The sequence below is a fragment of the Variovorax sp. OV084 genome, assembly GCF_900111625.1.
GTDB lineage: Bacteria > Pseudomonadota > Gammaproteobacteria > Burkholderiales > Burkholderiaceae_C > Variovorax.
Window position 1 is genome coordinate 449,646 of the sequence record NZ_FOII01000001.1, and the last position, 22,014, is coordinate 471,659.

Here is a 22,014-nt window from a genome sequence, read left to right on the forward strand (position 1 = left end):
CCGGCCAGTCAGCTCAGTTCTTCTGCCGCCACTGTTCGCGCCAGAGCTTTTCGAGCTGAGGCGCGAGCGCCGCCGGCGGCGAGCCTACGAGGCGGTTGCTGCCGTTGCGCTGCACCAAGCCGTAGATGCGGCCGGAGCCCTGGTCGTAGAGCGCGATCGCGTTGTTGTCGAAGCAGTCGTGCGGCTTGCAGAAGGCGTGCAGCAGGTAGCGCGTGCCCTCGACCGTCACCCATTGCGGCTCGGGTGCCGGGCCTTCGCGGCGCACCAGCCAGCGGTCGTTCTCGCGCGCGCCCAGGGCGGCGCGCCAGGCCTTCTGCATCGCCGGGCCCTGCGCCAGCGCCGCCGGGCTGCCCGTGGGCGGGGGAGGCACCTTGGCCTTGGGCTCGGTGGGCGGGGGCTCGGCCCGCGCGGCGCCTTCGCAGCGCCAGTAGCGTTGCTTCATCAACTCGGGGCCCAGCTGGCCGGCGACCGGCTTGTCGGCGTCCAGCGTGATGTACTGGCCGCGCGCTGTGCGGTAGACGAGGAATGTCATCGAGCCGGCCTTGCCCGCGTCGCTCATCAGCGCCACGTCGAAACCTGCCGGTGGCGGGCTGTTGCCGAAGAAGCTGTGGGCTGTCTGCGGCTCGCGGGTGACCACGCGGCGCTTGCCGCTCTCGGCGATCAGCTTGTCCTGGAGCACCTGCAGCGTCGGCGCCGAGGCGTCGGCGCAGTTCGTCGACCAGCGGCCGCCGTAGAGCGTCATGGCGTCGGGCGGCAGGCCCGCGGCCGGCTGCTGCGACCAGGCCGCGGCCGGGAGGAGGGCTGCCAGCAGCGCGGTAGCCAGCAGCGTCCGGGTGTCGTTCTTTCGTGTCGTCATTCTTCAGGCCGTTTTCGGGGAGGGCGTCTTTGGTTTATAGGCGCAGAAGGTGGCCACCGCACATTCCCAGCACCGCGGCTTGCGCGCCACGCAGATGTAGCGGCCATGCAGGATCAGCCAGTGGTGCGCATGCAGCCGGTATTCCGGCGGAACGCGCTTCTCGAGCTTGAGCTCCACTTCGAGCGGCGTCTTGCCGGGCGCGAGCCCGGTGCGGTTGCCCACGCGAAAGATATGCGTGTCGACCGCGATCGTCGCCTCGCCGAAGGCCACGTTGAGCACCACGTTCGCAGTCTTGCGGCCGACGCCGGGCAGCGCCTCCAGCTCGGCACGGGTGCGCGGCACCTCGCCGCCGTGCAGCTCCACCAGCATGCGGCAGGCCTCGATCAGGTGCTTGGCCTTGCTGCGGTACAGGCCGATGGTCTTGATGTACTCCTCCAGCCCCTCGACGCCCAGGTCGAGGATGGCCTGCGGCGTGTTCGCCACCGGAAACAGTTTGCGCGTGGCCTTGTTCACGCCCACGTCGGTGGCCTGCGCCGACAGCAGTACGGCTGCCAGCAGCTCGAAGGGGCTGTCGTATTCGAGCTCGGTCTCGGGTGTGGGGTTGGCCGCCTGCAGGGTGGCGAAGAAGAGGGGGATGTTGTCTTTTTTCATTGGGCTTCGTGAGAGCGGCTCGCGCAATATATCGTTGAAAGGCGATAGCCTTACGCAGCTTTATTGCCCGAGCTTTGGTGACAATGTCACCCAGAAAGTGAGACTGACCATGCAATTCGCCTCCCGCCTCGACAACGTCGAGACATCCGCCATCCGCGAACTCTTCAAGCTGCTGGGCAAGCCCGGCATCATCAGCTTCGCGGGCGGCTTCCCCGACAGCGCCATGTTCGACGTCGAGGGGCTCAAGGAGGCGAGCCAGAAGGCGCTCACCGAAGAGCCCGGCGGCGCGCTGCAATACGGCGCCACCGAAGGCTACGAGCCGCTGCGCACCCAGCTCAGCGCCTTCATGAAGACCAAGGGCGTCGACGTCGACCCGAGTGGCCTGATCGTCACCACCGGCAGCCAGCAGGCGCTGGACCTGCTGGGCAAGACCATGATCTCGCCCGGCGACAAGGTGATCGTCGAGGGCCCGACCTTCCTGGCGACCATCCAGTGCTTCCGCCTTTATGGCGCGCAGCTCATCAGCGCGCCCATCGACGCCAACGGCGTGAAGACCGACGAGTTGGAGAAGCTCATCGCCGAGCACAAGCCCAAGTTCGTCTATCTGATCCCTACCTTCGGCAACCCCAGCGGCGCGATGCTGACGCTGGAGCGCCGCAAGAAGGTGCTCGAACTGGCCGTGAAGTACCAGACGCTGATCGTCGAGGACGACCCCTACGGCGACCTCTACTTCGGCGAAGCCCCGCCGCCGTCGATCCTTGCGCTGAGCAAGGAAGTGCCGGGCAGCCGCGAACTGCTGGCCCACTGCGGCAGCCTGAGCAAGGTGCTGAGCCCCGGCCTGCGCATCGGCTGGATGATTGCTCCGCCCGAGCTGCTGGCCAAGGCAACGATGTGCAAGCAGTTCAGCGACGCGCACACGAGCACCTTCTCGCAGGCCACTGCCGCCCAGTACCTCAAGAGCGGCCGCATGCCCGCCACGCTGGCGCATGTGCGCGAGGTGTACGGCCAGCGCGCGCAAGCCATGGGCGCGGCGCTGAAGCGCGAGCTGGGCGATGCGGTGAGCTTCACGCAGCCCAACGGCGGCCTGTTTTTCTGGGCGCGCCTCACGGGCGCCAACGGCAAGCTGGCGGATGCGAACGAACTGGCGAAGCGAGCGATCGAGAAGCTCGTGGCCTTCGTGCCCGGCGCGCCATTCTTTGCCGAGAAGCCCGATGTGGCGACGCTGCGTCTGAGCTTCGCGACGGCCGATGTGGCGAAGATCGAAGAGGGCGTGAAGCGTCTCGGTCAGGCGCTGTAAAGAGCGTTGCCGATCACGGCGAGCGGTGCAGCCGGGGCGCCGCAAGCAGCTCCAGGTTGTCCGCAATGGCCGCATCCACGTTCGGATAGCGGCCTTTCATTTTCGAGAGCGTCATGATGGTCTGCAGCGCCTTCAGGTCCTTGACCGAGGGCGCGACCTTGATCTGCGCGATGGCGGCGGTGGGGTTGCCACCATTGATCAATGCCATCACCTTGCTTGCCCAGTCGTTTGCGCGCGCCATGTCTTTACCTGCTTCCATTCGAAGCGCCGACTGTACACAGCGCGGCGGCCGTCGCCGCCAAGACCATCACGCGATATCCGCGAATCCCCCGAAGAAGGCGCTTGCATTGGCTTCCAGGCTCTCCAGGTGATAGCCGCCTTCCTGGACGATCAATGTCGGCAAGCCCAGCGCGCCAACAGCCTTGCCCAGGCGCCCGAAGCCCTCGGTCGTCACCGCAACCTGCGACTGCGGATCGTCCTTGTAGATGTCGAAGCCGAGGGCCAGCACCAGCGCGTCGGGCGCGAAGCGCCGCAGCGCCTCCGTGGCCTCGTCGAGCCGCTCGAAGAAGACTGCTTCCGGCGCGCCGTGCGGCATAGGGAAGTTGACGTTGAAGCCTTCGCCCTCGTCGGTCCCCCGCTCGTCTTCGTAGCCGGCCACTGCCGGGTAGAAGTTGGTCGGGTCACCGTGGATCGACACGTACATCACGTCGCTGCGGCCATAGAAGATTTCCTGCACGCCCTGGCCGTGGTGCATGTCGGTGTCGAGCACCGCCACACGCCCGAAGCGCCCGCGCAGCGCCTGGGCGGCGATGGCGGCGTTGTTGAGGTAGCAGAAGCCGCCGGCGGCATCGACGCGTGCATGGTGGCCGGGAGGGCGGCACAGCGCATAGGCCGCGCGGGCGCCGTCGGTGATGGCCGCCGCGCCGGCCACCGCGCTCTGGGCCGACCAGTACGCGGAGCGCCAGGTTTCGGCTCCGACCGGGCAACTGCCGTCCGCAAGGTAGCGCGCCGCCTTCGCCAGGATGCCGCGCAGGCGATTGGGCTCGCGCACGTAGACGTTCGACATCACCTCGTCGCCCCAGTCGGGCGGCATCTGCTTCCATTCACCATGTGCTTCTTCGAGAAAGCGCAGGTAGTCGTCGCTGTGCACGGCGGCCAATGGCGCCATGCCGGCATCGGCCGGTGTCTGGAGGTCGAAGCCGAGCGATTGCACGGCGGCGACGAGCCGCAGCGCGCGCTCGGGAATTTCCTGTGGGGTGCGCATCTGTCCACGCGACAGATAGCTGCGCGGATGGTGCAGCAGCTGCTCCGGATGAAAAAAGGTCAGCATGGGTGATTCGGCGTGGTCGCCGCGAGATTTGCCTGGCAGCCATGGTAGCGAGCAAGATCGATGCCCATCCAGGGCATCGGGCGGTGCCGGATTCGGTGGCTTTCACATTGGTTACGATCACCCATGAGAAAAACCTTTCAGCTTCAGGTCGAGGGTAAGCACCCCGACCGTCTCCTCGAAGCCATCAAGCACGAGATCCGCAAGTACATCAAGCGCGAGCGGCGGCGCGTATTGCCCGAAGGCGCGGACTTCTGGGACTTCGACTGCAAGTTCGGCACCGAGGCCGAGAACGCCGAAGTCGTTCACCTGTCGGCCATCACCGGCCTCATCGACGGCGTGGTGAAAGAGGCCGGCAAGCAGTTCTACGTCGAGATCCTGGCCAAGCCCGGCCAGCGCAAGGCGCGCCCCGCGGGCGAAGCCGCACCGCCCACCGACGCAGAAGACTGACCCTCGCTCAGACCAGCGCCTGCGCCAGCCGCAGGCCGTGGCGCTGCTCCGCATCGTGCAGCGAGCGCGCAATCGACGGGTGCAGCCGCACCCCGTTCTTCGACTGCGCTTCCCGACGCTTCAACCCGCCTTCGCCCGGCAGCCGCACAGGCTTGGCCGGGTCGATGGGCGTGTTGTCGCGGCACTTGGCCGCCACATGGTCCATCTGGTGCAGGAAGGCGTCCTTGCCGCCGAAGGCGTTCAGGTCGTGCAGCGTGATGTGCACCGTCGCGCCCCAGCCCTCGGGCGGGTCGGCACGGCCATGGCCCGCGAGGCCGGCCGTGAGGGTCTCGACCAGCAGCGCCATTCCGTAGCCCTTGTGCCCGTGGCTCAGCCCACCGACCGGCAGCAGCGTGCCTGGCGGCTGGTCGAACAGCACCTGCGGATTGTTCGACGGCTTGCCGGTGGCGTCGATCAGCCATTCCTCGGCGAAGGTCTCGCCGGCCGCGCGCTTGCGGTTGCTCATGCCGTTGGTGGTGATGGAGGCCGAAATGTCGACCATCACGCCGCCCTGCGACAGCGGAAAGCCCATGGCCAGCGGGTTCGGCGTGAACACCGCCTGCGTGCCGCCGAAGGGCGCGACGCTGGCGGCATTGGGGTCGGAGCAGGCCAGCAGCATCAGCATGTCTTCCTGCAGCGCGCGCAGCATGTAGACGGCAAGGCAGGCGATGTGGTGGCTGCGGCGGATCACGAGCGAGGCCGTGCCCAGCTCGCGCGCACGCGGCACCAGCAGGTCCATGCCCTGGTCCATGAGCCAGGGGCCGGGCAGGCGCTTGCCGTCCCACAGCACGGCGGCGGGGCGGTCCGACAGCACCTCGGGAGCGCCGTCGCGCGTCATGCCGCCCGACTCGATTTCCTTCACATAGCCGGCCAGCAGTGCGAGGCCGTGCGTGTCATGGCCCAGCAGGTCGCCTTCGACCAGCGTGCGCGCCACGCTGTCGGCCATCGACGCGGCGAGCCCGGCCTTCTGCAGCAGGGCGCTGGCGTAGTCCCTGAGCGCGTCGGCGCTGTAGAGCGGGGTGGTGTCGGTCATTTCAATACCTCCAGCACGCGGTCGAGGCCGCCTTCGTTAATCGCCACCATGGCCTGCTCGCGCACCTTCGGCTTGGCGTGATACGCAACCGAGAGGCCGGCCTCGCCCATCATCGGCAGGTCGTTGGCGCCGTCGCCCACAGCGATGGTTTCCTGCGGCGAGATGCCCATGAGCGACGCTACCTCGAGCAGCGTGCGGCGCTTTTCGGCACCGTCGCAGATGTCGCCCCAGCTCTGCGTGACCACCTGGCCGGTGAGCTTGCCGTCGGCTTCGTCGAGCAGGTTGGAGCGCGCGAAGTCGATGTCCAGCCGGTCCTTCACGCGGTTCGCGAAGAAGGTGAAGCCGCCCGACACCAGCAGCACCTTGAGCCCGGCCGCCTTGCAGGCCGCCACCAGCTCGCTCGCGCCGGGGTTGAGCTTCAGCCGCTCGTCGTACACCTGCTGCAACGCCTCGACCGGCACGCCCTGCAGCAGTGCCACGCGGCGGCGCAGGCTCTCCTTGAAGTCCTTGATCTCGCCGCGCATCGTGGCTTCGGTGATGGCGGCCACCTCGGCCTTCTTGCCGACCGCATCGGCGATCTCGTCGATGCACTCGATGTTGATCAGCGTCGAGTCCATGTCGAACGCGATCAGCTTGAAGTCGGCGAGCTTGAGCGGCGGCTTCACGCGCTGGATGACGAGGCCGGGGGAGATTTCTGTAGCGCTCATGCGGTGACGGTTTCCTTGACGATGGGTTGGCCCAGGCTGCGCAGCACGTCGCGCACCAGCTGGGCCCGGTCTTTGGGCTCTTTCAGTTCGCGCTCGATGCGCAGCTTCTCGTTGCCGGCGAGCTTGATGTGCTTGTTCTTCTGGATCAGCTGGATGATGGCCATGCCATCGACCGGCGCGTCCTTCTTGAAGGTGATGTTGATGATCCCCGGCGCGGCATCGACCTTCACCACGCCGTAGGGCCGTGCCAGCACGCGCAGGCGGTGCGTGTCGATCAGCGTCTGCGCCTGCGGCGGCAGCTTGCCGAAGCGGTCGACGATTTCTTCCAGCAGCGTGTCGATCTGGTCGGGCGTCTTCGCGGTGGCCAGCTTCTTGTAGAACGACAGCCGCAGGTGCACGTCGCCGCAATAGTCGTCGGGCAGCAGGGCGGGTGCGTGCAGGTTGATTTCTGTCGTCACCGACAGCGGCGACAGCAGGTCGGGCTCCTGGCCGGCCTTGAGTGCGCGCACGGCTTCGCTCAGCATCTCGTTGTAGAGCTGGAAGCCGATCTCCATCATGTTGCCGCTCTGGTTCTCGCCCAGCACCTCGCCGGTGCCGCGGATCTCCAGGTCGTGCATGGCCAGGTAGAAGCCGGAGCCCAGCTCTTCCATCTGCTGGATGGCGTCGAGCCGCTGCGCCGCATGCTTGGTCAGGCCTTCGGTGTCGGGCACCATGAGGTAGGCATAGGCTTGGTGGTGCGAGCGGCCGACGCGACCGCGCAGCTGGTGCAGCTGCGCCAGGCCGAACTTGTCGGCGCGGCTCATCACGATGGTGTTGGCGGTGGGCACGTCGATGCCGGTCTCGATGATGGTCGAGCACAGCAGCAGGTTGTAGCGCTGCGCCACGAAGTCGCGCATGACGCGCTCAAGCTCGCGCTCGGGCATCTGGCCGTGGGCCACGGCGATGCGGGCCTCGGGCAATATTTCTTCGAGCTTCTGACGGCGGTTCTCGATGGTCTCGACCTCGTTGTGCAGGAAGTAGACCTGCCCGCCGCGCTTGAGCTCGCGCAGCACGGCTTCGCGGATCACGCCGGTGCCCTCGTTGCGCACGAATGTCTTGATGGCCAGCCGGCGCTGCGGCGCGGTGGCGATCACGCTCAGGTCGCGCAGGCCTTCGAGCGCCATGCCCAGCGTGCGCGGGATCGGCGTGGCCGTCAGCGTGAGCACGTCGACCTCGGCGCGCATGGCCTTCATCGCCTCTTTGTGGCGCACGCCGAAGCGATGCTCCTCGTCGATGATGAGCAGACCCAGGTTCTTGAACTTGACCGACTGCGAGAGCAGCTTGTGCGTGCCGACCACGATGTCGACCTGGCCCTCGGCCAGCCCCTTGGCTGCGGCGGTGATTTCCTTGGCCGAGCGGAAGCGGCTCATCTCGGCCACCTTCACCGGCCATTTGGCGAAGCGGTCGACCAGCGTCTGGTAGTGCTGCTCGGCCAGCAGCGTGGTGGGCGCGAGAAACGCCACCTGCTTGCCACCAGTCACAGCGATGAAGGCGGCGCGCAGCGCAACTTCGGTCTTGCCGAAGCCCACGTCACCGCACACGAGGCGGTCCATCGGCTGGGGCGAGATCATGTCCTGCACCACGGCGTGGATCGCGGCCTTCTGGTCGGCCGTTTCCTGGAAGCCGAAGTCGTTGGAAAACACTTCGTAGTCGGCCGGCGAGTAACGGAAGGCGTGGCCCTCGCGCGCGGCGCGGCGGGCGTAGATGTTGAGCAGCTCGGCGGCCGAGTCGCGCACCTGTTCGGCCGCCTTGCGCTTGGCCTTTTCCCACTGGCCGGAGCCTAGCTTGTGCAGTGGGGCTTCGTCGGCGCTGACGCCGGTGTAGCGGCTGATCTGGTGGAGCTGCGACACGGGCACGTAGAGCGTGGCCTTGTCGGCATATTCCAGGTGCAGCATTTCCTGCAGCAGCGGCTTGCCTTCGGCGTCGGTGCCCTGGCCCAGGTCCATGTGGATCAGGCCGCGGTAACGGCCGATGCCGTGTGCGGTGTGGACCACCGGGTCGCCCACGTTGAGCTCCGACAGATCCTTGATGAGCGCTTCGACGTCGCTGACCTGTTCCTGCTTCTTGTTGCGCCGGCGCGTGGTGGGCGCGGTGGCGAACAGCTCGGTTTCGGTGACGAGGTCGATGCCCTGTTCGCGCCAGGCGAAACCCGAGGCCAGCGCCGCGGTGGCGATGCCGATTTTTTCGTCGGCGGAGGCTTCGAACTCGGCCAGTGAGTCGAAGGCCGGCGGGCTCACGCCGCTGGCGCGCAGGAAGTCGAGCAGGCTTTCGCGGCGGCCGTCGCTCTCGGCGATCAGCAGCACGCGATGCGGCGTGGCGCGGATGTGGGCCTTCAGGCCGACCAGCGGGTCTTCGGCGCCGCGCACCACGGCGAAGGGCGGCAGTTTGTCGAACTCGGCGTAGGGCGCGTCCGTAGGCACATCGCCGCGAATTGCGAGCTGCGCATGGGGCTTGGCGCGCTGGTAGAACTGCTCGGCGTTCAGGAACAGCGCCTCGGGCGGCAGGGCTGGGCGCTCAGGGTCGCCGCGCACCAGCCGGTAGCGTTCGTTCGTGTCCTGCCAGAAATGCTGGAAAGCCGGTTCGAGATCGCCGTGCAGTACCACGGTGGCATCCGGCCCGAGGTAGTCGAACACCGTGGCCGTCTCGTCGAAGAACAGCGGCAGGTAGTACTCGATGCCGGCGGTGGCCACGCCGTTGCCCATGTCCTTGTAGATGCGGCTCTTGGTCGGGTCGCCTTCGAGCAGTTCGCGCCAGCGGCTGCGAAAGCGCCCGCGCGCGTCGTCGTCCATCGGGAACTCGCGGCCCGGCAGCAGCCGCACTTCGGGCACGGGGTAGAGGCTGCGCTGTGTGTCGGGGTCGAAGGTGCGGATGGAGTCGATCTCGTCGTCGAACAGGTCGACGCGGAAAGGCACCGGCGAGCCCATGGGGAACAGGTCGATCAGGCCGCCGCGCACCGCGTATTCGCCTGGGCTCACCACCTGCGTCACATGGGTGTAGCCGGCCAGCGTGAGCTGGGCCTTGAGCTTCGACTCTTCCAGCTTCTGCTTGGCCTTGAACTGGAAGGTGTAGCCGGCCAGGAAGGCCGGCGGCGCCAGCCGGTAGAGCGCGGTGGTGGCGGGCACCAGCACCACGTCGGCCTCTTTCTGGCTGATGCGCCAGAGGGTGGCAAGGCGCTCGCTGATCAGGTCCTGGTGGGGCGAGAAGCTGTCGTAGGGCAACGTCTCCCAGTCGGGGAACAGGGCGCAGCGCAGGTCGGGCGCGAAGAAGGCGATCTCGTCGATCAGGCGCTGGGCGTCGTTGGCATCGGCCGTGAACATCGCCGTGGCGCGCCCCGCGGCTTTTTCGCGCATGGCCAGCTGCGCCAGCAGCAAGGCATCGGCCGACAACGGGGGGCGCGGCAGCGTGAAACGCTTGCCCGCCGTGAGGTGGGGGAGGTCCATGGAACGCTTGGTGGAAATGCACAACACCCCGCGCCGGCTGGCGAGGGGTGTGCACAGCGGGCAATTCTAGAATGGCGGCCCCTTATTCGCTTGTCGGCCACCGCCGACGCCGGGCCCTCCCTCATGTCCTCTTCCCGACTCTTCGTGCTGATCCCGTGTGCCGGCTCCGGCTATCGCGCGGGGCATGCGCAGTCCACGCAGCCCAAGCAGTACCGGCGCTTGGCCGGCCTGCCGATGGTGGCCCACACGCTGGAGGCCTTCCGCGCGCTGGCGGGGCGCTTCGCCGGGCTGGCGCTGGTGGTGTCGCCGGACGACCGCGATGTGGATGCGGTGCTGCCGCGCTTTCCCGCCGAGAACGAATACCTGCTGCGCGTGGGCGGCGTGACCCGCGCGGCCACGGTGCGCAACGGCCTCGTGGCGCTGCGGCAGAAGGGCGCTGGCGCACACGACTGGGTGCTGGTGCACGACGCGGCGCGCTGCCTCATCACTTCGAGCCAGATCGAGGCGCTGATCGCGGCCTGCGAGCACGACGCCGTCGGCGGCCTTCTGGCGCAGCGGCTGGCGGACACGCTGAAGTCGTCGACCACCGAAAGCCGCGTGGCCCAGACCCTGCCGCGCGCCGACAAGTGGCTGGCGCAGACGCCGCAGATGTTCCGCATCGGCATGCTGCTCGATGCGCTGGAACGCACAGGCGACACCGTGACCGACGAGGCCGGCGCCATCGAGGCGGTCGGCTTGTCGCCGCTGTTGGTGCCAGGCAGCGCGCAGAACTTCAAGGTGACCTTTCCCGAAGACTTCGCACTGGCCGAGGCGGTTCTGCTGGGCCGCAAGAAGGGCCTGGCATGACGAGCGCTTTCAATATCCGCGTGGGCGAGGGCTGGGACGTTCACCAGCTGGTGGCAGGGCGCAAGCTGATCCTGGGCGGCATCGAGGTGCCGCACACCACCGGCCTGCTGGGCCATTCGGATGCCGACGTGCTGCTGCACGCCATTACCGATGCGCTGCTGGGCGGCGCTGGGCTGGGCGACATCGGCCGGCATTTTCCGGACACCGACCCGCAGTTTCGCGGTGCCGATTCATCGGTGCTGCTGGCCGAGGCGGCACGCCGGGTGCGCGCGGCGGGCTGGGAGATCGGCAACGTCGACAGCACCGTGATCGCGCAGGCGCCCAAGCTCGCGCCGCACATTCCGCTCATGTGCCAGCGCATCGCCGACATGCTGGGTATTGCGATCGAGCAGGTGAACGTGAAGGCGAAGACGGCCGAGAAGCTCGGTCCGGTGGGTGAGGGCCGCGCGATGGAGGCCCGCGCGGCCGTTCTCCTTCACCGCTGACGCGGCCGGATCAGGCCGGCTTCTTGCCGCCGCCCTGCGGCTCGCCGGGCTTGGCGCTGCCGGGTGGCATCGCGCGCGGCATCCGGATGTGTGCCGCCAGGCCGCGGCCCGGCGTGCTGGTCAGCGCAAAGGTGCCGCCCATGCGCTCGATGTTCTTCGCCACGATCGACAGGCCCAGGCCTGCACCGGCGGCTGACGTGCGCGCGGCATCGCCACGGAAGAAGGGCTTGGTCAGCTGCGAGAGCAGGGCGGGCTCGACACCCGCGCCGTGGTCGCGCACCTTGATGAGCACCGCGTCGTTGTTGGCCTGCGCCTGGATCGTCACGTCGGCCACGCCCGTGGAGGGCGACTTGCCGTAGCGCCGCGCGTTCTCGACCAGGTTGGAGATCACGCGCGTGAGCTCGACCTCGTCGCCCAGCACCCGCAGGTCGGGGGGCACCTCGACCTTGATGTTCATTTCCTCGTAGTCCTGTACGGCGTAGGTACAGGCGTCGACCACATCGCGCAGCAGCACGGGGCGCGGATCGACATGGTCGGGGCGCGCGTAGTCGAGGAACTTGTCAATGATCGCGTCGAGCTGGGCGATGTCGGCGGCCATGTGGTCGCGCGCGTCTTCGTCGGCCACGCTCATCTCGGTTTCCAGCCGTAGCCGGGCCAGCGGCGTGCGCAAGTCGTGCGAGATACCGGCCAGCATGATGGCGCGGTCCTGCTCGATCTTGGCGAGCTGGTCCGCCATTCGGTTGAAGCCGATATTGACCGCGCGAATTTCGTTGGTACGGGCGCGCTCGTCGAGCCGGTGCGCCTCGTACTCGCCCTCGCGCACCTGCATGGTCGCGCGCGACAGCTGCTTGAGCGGCAGGTTGATGAGCCGGGTGATCAGCGCTGCGCCAGCCAGCGACAGCGCCATGGCGGTGCTGAGCCACACCAGCCAGGTGCGCCCGCCTACGCGGCTGAAGCGCGTCGGGTCGAGCAGCAGCCAGTAGGTGTCGCTCTCGATGGTGAAGCCGATCCACAGGCCGGCTTCGTCGTTCACGCGGCTGGCCACCGTGGTGCCTTCGCCCAACTGGTCGATCAGCTCCTCGGTCACGCGCAGGTCGAGCGCGCCGCTGGTGTAGGGCTGGAACCGGTCGTTGGGTTCGCGCGGCAGGATGCGCACGCCCTCCTGGTCGGCCAGCGTCTTGATCAGCGACACCCGGGTGATGGCGTCCGAATACACCAGCGCCGCGCGGGTGAGGTTCACGAGCGAGGCGATCTGGTGGGCGGTTTGAATGGCGCGCGGCTCGTATTCGAGCGAGCGGAAGGTCTGCAGCCAGGCGACGGTACAGCCGATCAGCAGCAGCGCCAGCAGGAAGAAAGTGCGCCAGAAAAGGCTGAAGCCCAGCTTGAGGCCGGGGCGTCGGTCACGTTGCGCGCTCGCTTCGAGCGGGCTCGGCATCGTGACCTGCGCGCCGTCCTCCTGAGCGGGGCCTGGTCTGGTGGATTGGCCGATGGCCACCTCTCAACGTGGCGTCAGGCCGTGCCGTCCGGCACGAACACGTAGCCCACGCCCCAGACGGTCTGGATGTAGCGCGGCGCTGCGGCGTCGGACTCGACCAGCTTGCGCAGGCGCGAAATCTGCACGTCCAGGCTGCGGTCGAAGGGCTCGAACTCGCGCCCGCGCGCCAGCTGGGCCAGCTTTTCGCGCGACAGCGGTTGACGCGGATGGCGCACCAGCGCCTTCAGCATCGCGAACTCGCCGGTGGTCAGCGAGAGCTCTTCGCCATCCTTTTTCAAGGTGCGCGAGCCGAGATCGAAGGCGAACGGGCCGAAAGTGACGGTCTCGTTCTCCGTGGAGGGGGCGCCCGGCGCTTCGAGCGGCGGACGGCGGCGCAGCACTGCGTGCACACGGGCCAGCAGTTCGCGCGGGTTGAAAGGCTTGCCGAGGTAGTCGTCTGCGCCGACTTCGAGACCGACGATGCGGTCCACGTCTTCGCCCTTGGCGGTGAGCATGATGATCGGCGTGCGGTCGTTGGCGGCGCGCAGGCGGCGGCAGACCGAGAGGCCGTCTTCGCCAGGCATCATCAGGTCGAGCACGATCAGGTCGACCGTGTCGCGCAACAGGATGCGGTTGAGCGCCTTGCCGTCCTCGGCCACGATCACTTCAAAACCTTCCTGGGTCAGATAGCGGCGCAGGAGGTCGCGGATGCGGGCGTCGTCGTCGACGATCACGATCTTGTCGGTGCGAGCGGGAACTTGAGTCATTTCTACAACGATGAATTTGTAACAGGGCCGATTCTGAAGGCGTTGAGTGGTCGTTGAGCCGGATTTACTTATGGTTTGACACTAAGTTACAAAACTTGCGGACGCTCGCCGTCTGGTCATCTGACGTTAGCGCGGAGGTGGCAAAGTCGCTTTTCCTGATGACTTCCACTCAATGAGACGTCCTTTTTCAGCCCTCCCGTTCATCCTCGTTTTCGCCTGCGGCCCGTCGCTGGCGGTGTCTGGCGACTTTTTCAGGGTGGGCGAGGTGCGTCGCAGCGAGGTCCGTGACGCGGTGGCGGCCCATCGGGCCGCGCAGCGCGAGGAGGTCCGCCGCGAACAGGCGATCGCCGGCCGGCGTCTTACCGCCGCCGAACTGTTCGAGCTGCGGCAGCAGGTCCGTGGCCAATGGACCCCGCCCGCGGCGGGTGCTTTGATCAATTCGGCAGAATCGCAGCCGGCCGAGCGGATCGTGCCGGTGCCTCCGGCCGCGGATCGCCAGTCGCTTACCGCGCCGCGCAGCCAGCGCCGCTGACGCGCCGGCTGGCCTGCCTGCGAACGCGGGCCTGTTTTTCACACCAACAAAGGGAGTACTTCGCCTTGAAGAAAAAAATCAAACTGCTCGCGGCCTGCGCCGCCCTGGCCGCTGCCGGCAACGCACTGGCCCAGAACGTCGTCACACCCGCGCCACAGAACGTGTTGCAGCTGACGGCTTCCGGCACGATCGAAGTCCAGCAGGACATGCTGAGCATGACGCTCGTGACCACCCGCGACGCGACCGACGCAGCCACCGTGCAGACGCAACTGAAGGCTGCGCTCGACGCCGCACTGGCCGAAGCGAAGAAGAACGCGCAGGCGGGCCAGCTGGACGTGCGCACCGGCAACTTCAGCCTGTCGCCGCGCTACACGAAGGACGGCAAGATCAACGGCTGGCAGGGCTCGACCGAACTGGTGCTCGAAGGCCGCGACTTCCCGCGCATCACCCAGACGGCCGGGCGCATCACCACGCTCAGCGTGGGCAACGTGGGCTTTGGCCTGAGCCGCGAACAGCGCGCCAAGACCGAGACCGAGGCGCAGAACATCGCCATCGAGAACTTCAAGCAGAAGGCCGGCGAGCTGGCCAAGGGCTTCGGCTTCGGTGGCTACACGCTGCGCGAGGTGTCGGTGAACGCGAGCGACAACGGCCCGATCCGTCCGCGCATGATGGCGGTGCAGGCCAAGTCGTTCTCGGCTGATTCGGCTGTGCCGGTCGAGGCCGGCAAGACCAGCGTGGTGGTGAGCGTGTCGGGCTCGGTGCAGCTCAAATAAGAGAAACCCGTACCGGCGGGCTACCCTTTACTGGGCAGTCCATCCGCCGTCCATGGCCCAGGCAACGCCCCGGACCTGGTCGGCTGCCGGCGAGCACAGGAAGACGGCGAGGCCACCCAGTTGCTCGACCGTCGTGAACTGCAGCGAAGGCTGCTTTTCGCCCAGCAGGTCGTTTTGTGCCTGCGCGGCCGTGATGCCTTCTCGCGCTGCGCGGTCGTCGATCTGCTTCTGCACCAGCTGGGTCAGCACCCAGCCCGGGCAAATTGCATTGGCGGTGACGCCGGTGGTCGCGGTTTCGAGCGCGACCGACTTGGTCAGGCCGACGATGCCGTGCTTGGCCGCCACATAGGCCGACTTCTGCGCCGACGCCACGAGGCCATGGGCCGACGCGATGTTGATGACGCGGCCCCAGTTGGCCTCGCGCATCGCGGGAATTGCCAGGCGCGTCGTATGAAAGGCGCTGGTGAGGTTGATTGCGATGATGGCGTCCCAACGTTCGGTGGGAAAGTCTTCGACCTTGGCCACGTGCTGGATGCCGGCGTTGTTCACGAGGACGTCGACGCGGCCGAACTTCGACGCGGCGAAGCTCATCATGTCTTCGATCTGGTCGGGCTTGCTCATGTCGGCGCCGTGATACTCGGCGCGCACGCCGAGCGCTTCGATCTCGGCCTTGGGGGCTTGGGCATCGCCGAAGCCGTTGAGCACGATGTTTGCTCCTTGTTGAGCGAGAGCCTTGGCGATGGCGAGGCCAATGCCGCTGGTGGACCCCGTGACAAGCGCGGTTTTGCCTTTGAGCATGAAGATCAATCTCCGGATGAATTAGGATGCGACGAGACAATTATCCGCACCAGGACGACTTCGTTTTCATGACCGAACCGACGCTTCATTACGTGGCGTGCGACGACGCCCAGGGCGGCCATCGCATGGCCTATTGGCAATGGGGCGACGCGCGCAGTGCGCATGTCGTGATCTGCGTGCACGGGCTGACCCGGCAGGGTCGCGATTTCGACCTGCTGGCGCAGGCCATCGTGGCGCGCGCCAATGGCAATGTGCGCGTGGTCTGCCCTGACGTGGTGGGCCGTGGGCGCAGCGACTGGTTGCGTGACCCGGCCTTTTATCAAGTGCCGGTGTATGCGGCCGACATGGTCGCGCTGATTGCGCAACTGCATCGCGAGCAGGCCATCGACACGCTCGACTACCTGGGCACCAGCATGGGCGGGCTGATCGGCTTCGTGCTTGCAGGCCACAAGGAACTGCCGCTGGCGCGGCCCATTCGCCGCTTCATTGCGAACGATGTCGGCCCGACGATCGAGCCGGCCGCGGTGCAGCGCATCGGTGCCTATGTAGGAAAGAACGGCAGCTACGAGAGCGTGCAGGCGGCGGCTGATGCCATGTGGGCGCTGTCGACCACCTTTGGCCCGCACACTCCGGCCCAGTGGCTGGCACTGTCGCAACACATGGTGGTGCCTGCCTCGCAGCGCACGGCCGACGGTTCGGCCAAGGTCGAAGCGGGCAGTGATGATGAAGGCTCCTGGCTGCTTCACTACGATCCGGCCATCGGCGTGGCGCTGCGCGCCATTACCCCCGAGGCTGCGGCACAGGGTGGCGCGATCATGTGGAGCCTGTACGACGCGATCGAGGCGCGCACGCTCATCACTCGCGGCGCTGTGTCGGATCTGCTCTCGCGCGAAACGGCCCTGGCCATGACGCAGCGCGGCCCGCATGCCAAGCTGGTCGAGTTCGACGGCGTGGGCCATGCGCCGACCTTTGTCGACCCCGCACAGATCGCTGCCGTCACCGACTTCCTTTTCGACTGAGTGATTGAGTGAACGAAGCGTGAAGCGCGATTCTTCGAGCCTCCAGACGGCACCCATGTCCGACGCGGCCATGGTCGACTACCCGTTGTCCGCCGCAACGGCCGACCGCACGCCGGTGATGGAGAACATGCTGGCGCGCGCGCGTGCGTTCGCCGAGCCGCTGATCGCCGATGAAAAGCTCGACACGGGCGAGAACACACTCGCACACGCCGACGCGGTGGCCACCATCGTCGCGAAGATGGGCGGCTCCGAGGCCATGCAGGCGGCGAGCTACCTGGTCTATTCGTGCCAGCACCTGAACCGCCCGCAGGAAGTGATCGCCAAGGTGTTCGGCGACAACTTCGCGGCGCTCGCGGTCGAGACGACCAAGCTGGTGCGTGTGCAGGAGCAGGCTCGCTCGGCTTCGCAGGGGCATCACGTCGAAGGCGCCGGTGCGCAGACCGAGAACGTGCGCAAGATGCTGCTGGCGTTCTCGCGCGACCTGCGCGTGGTGATGCTGCGGCTGGCCTCGCGCCTGCAGACGCTGCGGCATGCGGCTGCGAGCAAGCGGCCCGCACCCGAGGGCGTTGCGCGCGAGTCGCTGCAGGTGTTTGCGCCACTGGCCAACCGGCTGGGCATCTGGCAGGTGAAGTGGGAGATCGAAGATCTCTCGTTCCGCTTCCTCGAACCTGAAACCTACAAGCTGATCGCGCGCCTGCTCGACGAAAAGCGCATCGAGCGCGAAGGGCACGTCGAGCAATTGCGCTCGCAGCTGGAGAGCGAGCTGCAGGCCGAAGGCGTCAAGGCCGCGGTGCAGGGGCGGCCGAAGAACATCTACAGCATCGTCAAGAAGATGCGCGGCAAGTCGCTCGACTTCGAGCAGGTCTTCGACATCCTTGCTTTGCGCGTGGTGGTGCCCGACGTCAAGGACTGCTATGCGGCCCTGGCGTGGGTGCACTCGCATTTCCAGCCGATCGACGAAGAGTTCGACGACTACATCGCGCGGCCCAAGCCCAATGGCTACCAGTCGCTGCACACGGTGGTGCGCGAGCTGGTGGATGGCAAGGCGGGCAAGCCGATCGAGATCCAGATTCGCACCGAAGAGATGCACGATCACGCCGAGCATGGCGTGGCGGCGCACTGGGCCTACAAGGAAGCGGGCCACAAGGGCTACGCGGGCGTATGGGCCAGCGGCGAGTACGACGCGAAGATCGCGGTGCTGCGGCAACTGCTGGCGTGGGAGCGCGATCTTTCGGGTGGCCTGCAGGGGCAGGGGCTGTTCGATGACCGCATCTATGTGCTGACGCCCGATGCTGCCATCGTCGAGCTGCCGCAGGGTGCGACGCCAGTCGACTTTGCCTACACCGTGCACACCACGCTGGGCCATCGCTGCCGCGGGGCGCGTGTCGATGGCGCGATGGTGCCGTTGAACACGCCGCTATCGAACGGGCAGACGGTCGAGATCATCGCGGCCAAGGAGGGCGGGCCCTCGCGCGACTGGCTCAATGCCGAGCTGGGCTATCTGGCCAGTCATCGTGCACGTGCGAAGGTGCGTGCATGGTTCAACGCACAGATCACGCACGAGACCGTGGCGCGCGGACGCGAAGCGGTCGAGAAGCTGCTGCAGCGTGAAGGCAAGACGGCCGTGCGGCTCGAGGACCTGGCGTCGCAGCTGGGCTTCAAGTCGGCGGACCATCTGTTCGAAGTGGTGGGCAAGGACGAGTTCTCGCTGCGCAACATCGAGACGCTGCTGCGCCCACCGGAGCCCGCGCCGGGGCCGGACGACGGCGTGCTCATCAAGAAGGCGCGCGGCAGCGAGAAGTCGGGCAAGGGCGGCGTGCTCGTGGTGGGCGTGTCTTCGTTGATGACCCAGCTTGCCAAGTGCTGCAAGCCCGCACCGCCCGATGCCATTCGCGGCTTCGTCACGCGAGGCCATGGTGTCAGCGTGCACCGCAGCGATTGCAGCAACTTCCGCACGATGGCCGCGAAGGATGGCGAGCGCGTCATCGACGTGGAGTGGGGCGTCGCGAAGAAGGGCGCCGACGCGCCCGTGTATGCGGTGGACGTGGCTGTGGAAGCGGCCGACCGTCAGGGCCTGCTGCGCGATATCTCCGATGTGTTCGCACGCGAGAAGATGAACGTGATCGGTGTGCAGACGCAGTCGATCAAGGGCACGGCGTGGATGACGTTCACCGTTGAAATCGCGGATGCCGCGCGGCTCACGCAGGTTCTTGGCATGGTCACGGCAGTGATTGGTGTGCGATCTGCACGTCGTCGCTGAAAAGCACGTTTTCTCCTGCTACAATAGCTGCTTCTCGGACACATCCTTAGGCGCGTAGCTCAGCTGGTTAGAGCACCACCTTGACATGGTGGGGGTCGTTGGTTCGAGTCCAATCGCGCCTACCAATTTCTGCTTCAGTCCCGGCCAACCACCGGATCAGCTGACAGAGCATGCACCGGGTTCCCCGGTGCACATATCGTCCCTTGTGGTGATGCAGGCAAAGACCTTGGCCATGTTGTTGTGCTACCTTGGCTGCCCTGCAATTCCATTCCACTTTTCTTGATAAGCGATCAGATGAATACGCGATCAACGCCTGTTGATCGGGCTCATGCCGACAAGCGCCTGGCCGCACTGTTGAGGCAGGCTCCTCTTGAGTTTGCGCGTGCTGTCTACGGCATCAACGACTATGCAGGTGGGCGCACCGACACCATGGCGGCACGCGAGGTGGTGCGTGCGCAACGCCAGGGCATGCCTCTGACCGAAGAGCGCGCTGAGCAACGCGCTCGCGCATATCTGCCGACCGTGGGACAAGAGCACTGCCCGCGCTGCTGGGTGGTCTACGGGCAGAAAACCCCGCTGCGGTTTCGGGAGGCCGACGAGGAGCGACCCGAGACGGCGGCCTGCTACGCATGCGGCGCGGAGTACGCGACATCGCCGGATTGAGGAAAGTGCCGCGTCTGGTCAGGGTAAACCTTGTCGCGGCGCAGCAAAACCGCTCCCTAGAATCATCCGATGACATGGGCGTCCATGTGAAGGAGTCCGCAGTGCAGAGCAAGAAGTCCGGGGTCAAGCCGGTACAGCGTGTGATCAAGAAGTACCCCAACCGAAGGCTCTACGACACCGAGACATCCACGTACATCACGCTGACCGAGGTGAAGCAACTGGTCATCCAGAGTGCCCAGTTCGTGGTGCGCGATGCCAAGACCGGCGACGACCTCACGCGCAGCATCCTGCTGCAGATCATTCTCGAAGAAGAGGCGGGCGGTGCGCCGATGTTCACCGAACAGGTGCTGGCCAACATCATCCGTTTCTACGGGCAGGCGATGCAGGGCTACATGGGGCCGTACCTCGAGAAGAACATCCAGGCCATGACAGAGGTGCAGGCGCAGCTGGCGGAAAAGGCCGAAGGCCTGACGCCCGAGATGTGGTCGCGCTTCATGACCATGCAGTCGCCGATGCTGCAGGGGCTGATGGGCAATTACGTCGAGCAATCGAAGAACGTTTTCCTGCAAATGCAGGAGCAGATGCAGAAAAACACCGAGCAGGTACTGGGGGCCTTTGGCATTAAGCGGCCCTGAATGTCCTGCCGTCACCGATAGCTGGGACAATAGAGGCATATGAGCGAAGTTGCCTCCCCCGAACGTACGGCCACGCCGACCGCCCCCAAGGTCGGTTTCGTGAGCCTGGGCTGCCCCAAGGCCCTGACCGATTCCGAACTGATCCTGACCCAGCTGAGTGCCGAGGGTTATCAAACCGCCAAGACTTTCGAAGGTGCCGATCTGGTGATCGTCAACACCTGCGGCTTCATCGACGATGCCGTGAAGGAGAGCCTGGACACCATTGGCGAAGCGCTGGCAGAAAATGGCCGTGTGATCGTCACCGGCTGTCTGGGCGCCAAGACCGGCGACCAGGGCGGCAATCTGGTGCGCCAGATGCACCCGAGCGTGCTGGCCGTGACCGGCCCGCACGCCACGCAGGAGGTGATGGATGCGGTGCATGCGAACCTGCCGAAGCCGCACGATCCCTTCATCGACCTGGTGCCGAATACTTTCGGCATCGCCGGCCTCAAGCTGACGCCGCGCCACTACGCCTACCTGAAGATCAGCGAGGGCTGCAACCACCGCTGCACCTTCTGCATCATTCCCTCGATGCGCGGCGACCTCGTGTCGCGGCCGGTCGGCGATGTGTTGAGCGAGGCCAAGGCCTTGTTCGAAGGCGGCGTGAAAGAGCTGCTGGTGATCAGCCAGGACACCTCGGCCTACGGCGTCGACGTGAAATACCGCACCGGGTTCTGGGACGGCAAGCCGGTCAAGACCCGCATGCTCGAACTGGTGCGCACGCTGGGCGAAATCGCCGAGCCATATGGCGCCTGGGTTCGCCTGCACTATGTGTACCCGTACCCGAGCGTTGACGAGATCATTCCGTTGATGGCGAGCGGTCAGGTGCTGCCGTATCTCGACGTGCCCTTGCAGCACAGCCATCCCGATGTGCTGAAGCGCATGAAGCGCCCGGCCAGTGGCGAGAAGAATCTGGAGCGGCTGGCGCGCTGGCGCGAGGTGTGTCCGGAGCTCGTGATTCGCAGCACCTTCATCGCCGGCTTTCCCGGCGAAACGGAACAGGAATTCGAGCATCTGCTCGACTTCATTCGTGAAGCCGAGATCGACCGCGCCGGTTGCTTTGCCTACAGCCCGGTCCAAGGCGCCACCGCCAACGACATTCCGGGCATGCTGCCCGAAGCCGAGCGCGAGGCGCGCCGCGCGCGTTTCATGGAGGTGGCCGAGGCCGTGTCAATCGCCAAGCTGCAAAGACGCGTCGGCTCGACGATGCAGGTGCTGGTCGATTCGGCGCCGGGCATGGGCCGCAAGGGCGGGGTGGGGCGCACGTATGCCGATGCGCCGGAAATCGACGGCACGGTTCGCCTGCTGCCGCCCGAGAAGATCAGCAAGACGCTGAAGGTGGGTGAGTTCACCCGCGCGCGCATCGTGGGTGCCGAGGGCCACGACCTGATCGCATTGCCCGTTTGATGCGGATTCGAATGGACAAGAAAAAAGCCACCGGAGGCCGGTGGCTTGAATCGAATGACCTGGTAAGGGTCTGCTTGAATTTGGTGCCCAGAAGAGGACTCGAACCTCCACGATGTTACTCGCTAGTACCTGAAACTAGTGCGTCTACCAATTCCGCCATCTGGGCTTGTTCTGCTTTTCAGCAAAGACTACGAGTATACACAATTTGGCCCGGCAATTTCGTCGTCTCGAAGCGTGTGGAGAAGCTCCAGCGTCTGCTTGGCCTCGCTTGTGAAGGCTGCATCGAGCGTTTGATGCGAATTCAAACGGTCATGAAAAAAGCCACCGGAGGCCGGTGGCTTGAATCGAATGACCTGGTAAAGGTCTGTTTAAACTTGGTGCCCAGAAGAGGACTCGAACCTCCACGATGTTACTCGCTAGTACCTGAAACTAGTGCGTCTACCAATTCCGCCATCTGGGCCCACAGAGCTGCCGAAG

Annotated in this window: 21 protein-coding genes and 3 tRNA genes; 12 read left to right on the forward strand and 12 right to left on the reverse strand. The window is 66.2% G+C overall.

Going from position 1 to position 22,014, the window contains the following annotated elements:
* Positions 1-13 precede the first annotated feature (13 nt).
* Together BMW87_RS02225 and nth are read right to left on the reverse strand one after the other, a co-directional pair.
* Positions 14-856 carry an Ivy family c-type lysozyme inhibitor gene (locus BMW87_RS02225; protein WP_093073841.1) on the reverse strand — a complete coding sequence of 281 codons (843 nt, stop codon included), beginning with the start codon at positions 854-856 and terminating at the stop codon, positions 14-16.
* 3 nt (positions 857-859) lie between these two features.
* The gene (nth, locus tag BMW87_RS02230) at positions 860-1,507 is read right to left on the reverse strand and encodes an endonuclease III (protein ID WP_093056519.1); all 648 of its coding nucleotides are present in this window, start codon (positions 1,505-1,507) and stop codon (positions 860-862) included.
* A 109-nt stretch (positions 1,508-1,616) separates the two neighbouring features.
* Here nth and BMW87_RS02235 point away from each other — a divergent pair, with 109 nt between their 5' ends.
* A complete protein-coding gene (locus tag BMW87_RS02235; protein WP_093073843.1) occupies positions 1,617-2,804 on the forward strand; it encodes an aminotransferase-like domain-containing protein in 1,188 nt (395 codons plus the stop codon).
* A gap of 13 nt (positions 2,805-2,817) precedes the next feature.
* On the opposite strand, the gene BMW87_RS02240 is transcribed toward BMW87_RS02235, so the two are convergent.
* Positions 2,818-3,045 carry a hypothetical protein gene (locus tag BMW87_RS02240; RefSeq protein ID WP_081267286.1) on the reverse strand — a complete coding sequence of 76 codons (228 nt, stop codon included), beginning with the start codon at positions 3,043-3,045 and terminating at the stop codon, positions 2,818-2,820.
* Positions 3,046-3,111: 66 nt separating this feature from the next.
* Entirely contained in the window at positions 3,112-4,134 is a 1,023-nt protein-coding gene (locus tag BMW87_RS02245) for a histone deacetylase family protein (protein WP_093073845.1), read from the reverse strand.
* 123 nt (positions 4,135-4,257) lie between these two features.
* On the opposite strand from BMW87_RS02245, the gene BMW87_RS02250 reads away from it, so the two are divergent.
* Entirely contained in the window at positions 4,258-4,581 is a 324-nt protein-coding gene (locus tag BMW87_RS02250; RefSeq protein ID WP_093056523.1) for a DUF6172 family protein, read from the forward strand.
* A gap of 7 nt (positions 4,582-4,588) precedes the next feature.
* Here BMW87_RS02250 and BMW87_RS02255 read toward each other — a convergent pair whose 3' ends face one another.
* Genes BMW87_RS02255 through mfd form a run of 3 tightly spaced genes read right to left on the reverse strand, consistent with a single transcriptional unit; the run spans position 4,589 to position 9,839 of the window.
* Positions 4,589-5,653: an Ldh family oxidoreductase gene (locus tag BMW87_RS02255; RefSeq protein ID WP_093073847.1), complete on the reverse strand. Its 1,065-nt coding sequence runs from the start codon at positions 5,651-5,653 to the stop codon at positions 4,589-4,591.
* Entirely contained in the window at positions 5,650-6,360 is a 711-nt protein-coding gene (gene serB / locus BMW87_RS02260) for a phosphoserine phosphatase SerB (protein ID WP_093073849.1), read from the reverse strand. Before serB ends, BMW87_RS02255 begins: the two co-directional genes overlap by 4 nt.
* A complete protein-coding gene (mfd, locus tag BMW87_RS02265) occupies positions 6,357-9,839 on the reverse strand; it encodes a transcription-repair coupling factor (RefSeq protein WP_093073851.1) in 3,483 nt (1,160 codons plus the stop codon). The genes serB and mfd overlap by 4 nt, the downstream gene beginning before the upstream one ends.
* Positions 9,840-9,962: 123 nt before the next feature.
* On the opposite strand from mfd, the gene ispD reads away from it, so the two are divergent.
* Together ispD and ispF are read left to right on the forward strand one after the other, a co-directional pair.
* On the forward strand, positions 9,963-10,685 hold the full coding sequence (gene ispD / locus BMW87_RS02270; protein ID WP_093056590.1) for a 2-C-methyl-D-erythritol 4-phosphate cytidylyltransferase: 723 nt from the start codon (positions 9,963-9,965) through the stop codon (positions 10,683-10,685).
* Complete coding sequence (gene ispF, locus BMW87_RS02275) at positions 10,682-11,170, forward strand: 2-C-methyl-D-erythritol 2,4-cyclodiphosphate synthase (protein ID WP_093073853.1); 489 nt, start codon at positions 10,682-10,684, stop codon at positions 11,168-11,170. The genes ispD and ispF overlap by 4 nt, the downstream gene beginning before the upstream one ends.
* 10 nt (positions 11,171-11,180) lie before the next feature.
* Here the strand turns inward: ispF and BMW87_RS02280 are convergent, their stop codons facing one another.
* Both BMW87_RS02280 and ompR read right to left on the reverse strand, forming a co-directional pair.
* Positions 11,181-12,605: a sensor histidine kinase gene (locus tag BMW87_RS02280; RefSeq protein WP_093056528.1), complete on the reverse strand. Its 1,425-nt coding sequence runs from the start codon at positions 12,603-12,605 to the stop codon at positions 11,181-11,183.
* Between the two features lie 74 nt (positions 12,606-12,679).
* The gene (gene ompR, locus BMW87_RS02285; RefSeq protein WP_007837017.1) at positions 12,680-13,411 is read right to left on the reverse strand and encodes an osmolarity response regulator transcription factor OmpR; all 732 of its coding nucleotides are present in this window, start codon (positions 13,409-13,411) and stop codon (positions 12,680-12,682) included.
* 172 nt (positions 13,412-13,583) lie between these two features.
* On the opposite strand from ompR, the gene BMW87_RS02290 reads away from it, so the two are divergent.
* Entirely contained in the window at positions 13,584-13,943 is a 360-nt protein-coding gene (locus BMW87_RS02290; protein ID WP_093056529.1) for a hypothetical protein, read from the forward strand.
* A gap of 65 nt (positions 13,944-14,008) precedes the next feature.
* The gene (locus tag BMW87_RS02295; protein WP_093073855.1) at positions 14,009-14,716 is read left to right on the forward strand and encodes an SIMPL domain-containing protein; all 708 of its coding nucleotides are present in this window, start codon (positions 14,009-14,011) and stop codon (positions 14,714-14,716) included.
* A 27-nt stretch (positions 14,717-14,743) separates the two neighbouring features.
* Here the strand turns inward: BMW87_RS02295 and BMW87_RS02300 are convergent, their stop codons facing one another.
* Positions 14,744-15,514: a 3-hydroxybutyrate dehydrogenase gene (locus tag BMW87_RS02300; RefSeq protein WP_093075152.1), complete on the reverse strand. Its 771-nt coding sequence runs from the start codon at positions 15,512-15,514 to the stop codon at positions 14,744-14,746.
* 26 nt (positions 15,515-15,540) lie between these two features.
* On the opposite strand from BMW87_RS02300, the gene BMW87_RS02305 reads away from it, so the two are divergent.
* The 6 genes from BMW87_RS02305 to rimO all read left to right on the forward strand — a co-directional run bounded on the left by BMW87_RS02305 (position 15,541) and on the right by rimO (position 21,537).
* Entirely contained in the window at positions 15,541-16,533 is a 993-nt protein-coding gene (locus BMW87_RS02305) for an alpha/beta fold hydrolase (RefSeq protein WP_093073857.1), read from the forward strand.
* A 55-nt stretch (positions 16,534-16,588) separates the two neighbouring features.
* Positions 16,589-18,793 carry a RelA/SpoT family protein gene (locus BMW87_RS02310; RefSeq protein WP_371127378.1) on the forward strand — a complete coding sequence of 735 codons (2,205 nt, stop codon included), beginning with the start codon at positions 16,589-16,591 and terminating at the stop codon, positions 18,791-18,793.
* A gap of 48 nt (positions 18,794-18,841) precedes the next feature.
* Positions 18,842-18,918 (forward strand) — tRNA-Val (locus tag BMW87_RS02315).
* 169 nt (positions 18,919-19,087) lie between these two features.
* A complete protein-coding gene (locus BMW87_RS02320; RefSeq protein ID WP_093073859.1) occupies positions 19,088-19,456 on the forward strand; it encodes a hypothetical protein in 369 nt (122 codons plus the stop codon).
* A 74-nt stretch (positions 19,457-19,530) separates the two neighbouring features.
* Entirely contained in the window at positions 19,531-20,091 is a 561-nt protein-coding gene (gene phaR, locus BMW87_RS02325) for a polyhydroxyalkanoate synthesis repressor PhaR (protein WP_093073861.1), read from the forward strand.
* A gap of 39 nt (positions 20,092-20,130) precedes the next feature.
* Positions 20,131-21,537: a 30S ribosomal protein S12 methylthiotransferase RimO gene (gene rimO, locus BMW87_RS02330; RefSeq protein ID WP_093073863.1), complete on the forward strand. Its 1,407-nt coding sequence runs from the start codon at positions 20,131-20,133 to the stop codon at positions 21,535-21,537.
* 81 nt (positions 21,538-21,618) lie between these two features.
* On the opposite strand, the gene BMW87_RS02335 is transcribed toward rimO, so the two are convergent.
* Both BMW87_RS02335 and BMW87_RS02340 read right to left on the reverse strand, forming a co-directional pair.
* A tRNA-Leu gene (locus BMW87_RS02335) sits at positions 21,619-21,703 on the reverse strand.
* A gap of 209 nt (positions 21,704-21,912) precedes the next feature.
* Positions 21,913-21,997 (reverse strand) — tRNA-Leu (locus BMW87_RS02340).
* Between the last annotated feature and the right edge of the window lie 17 nt (positions 21,998-22,014).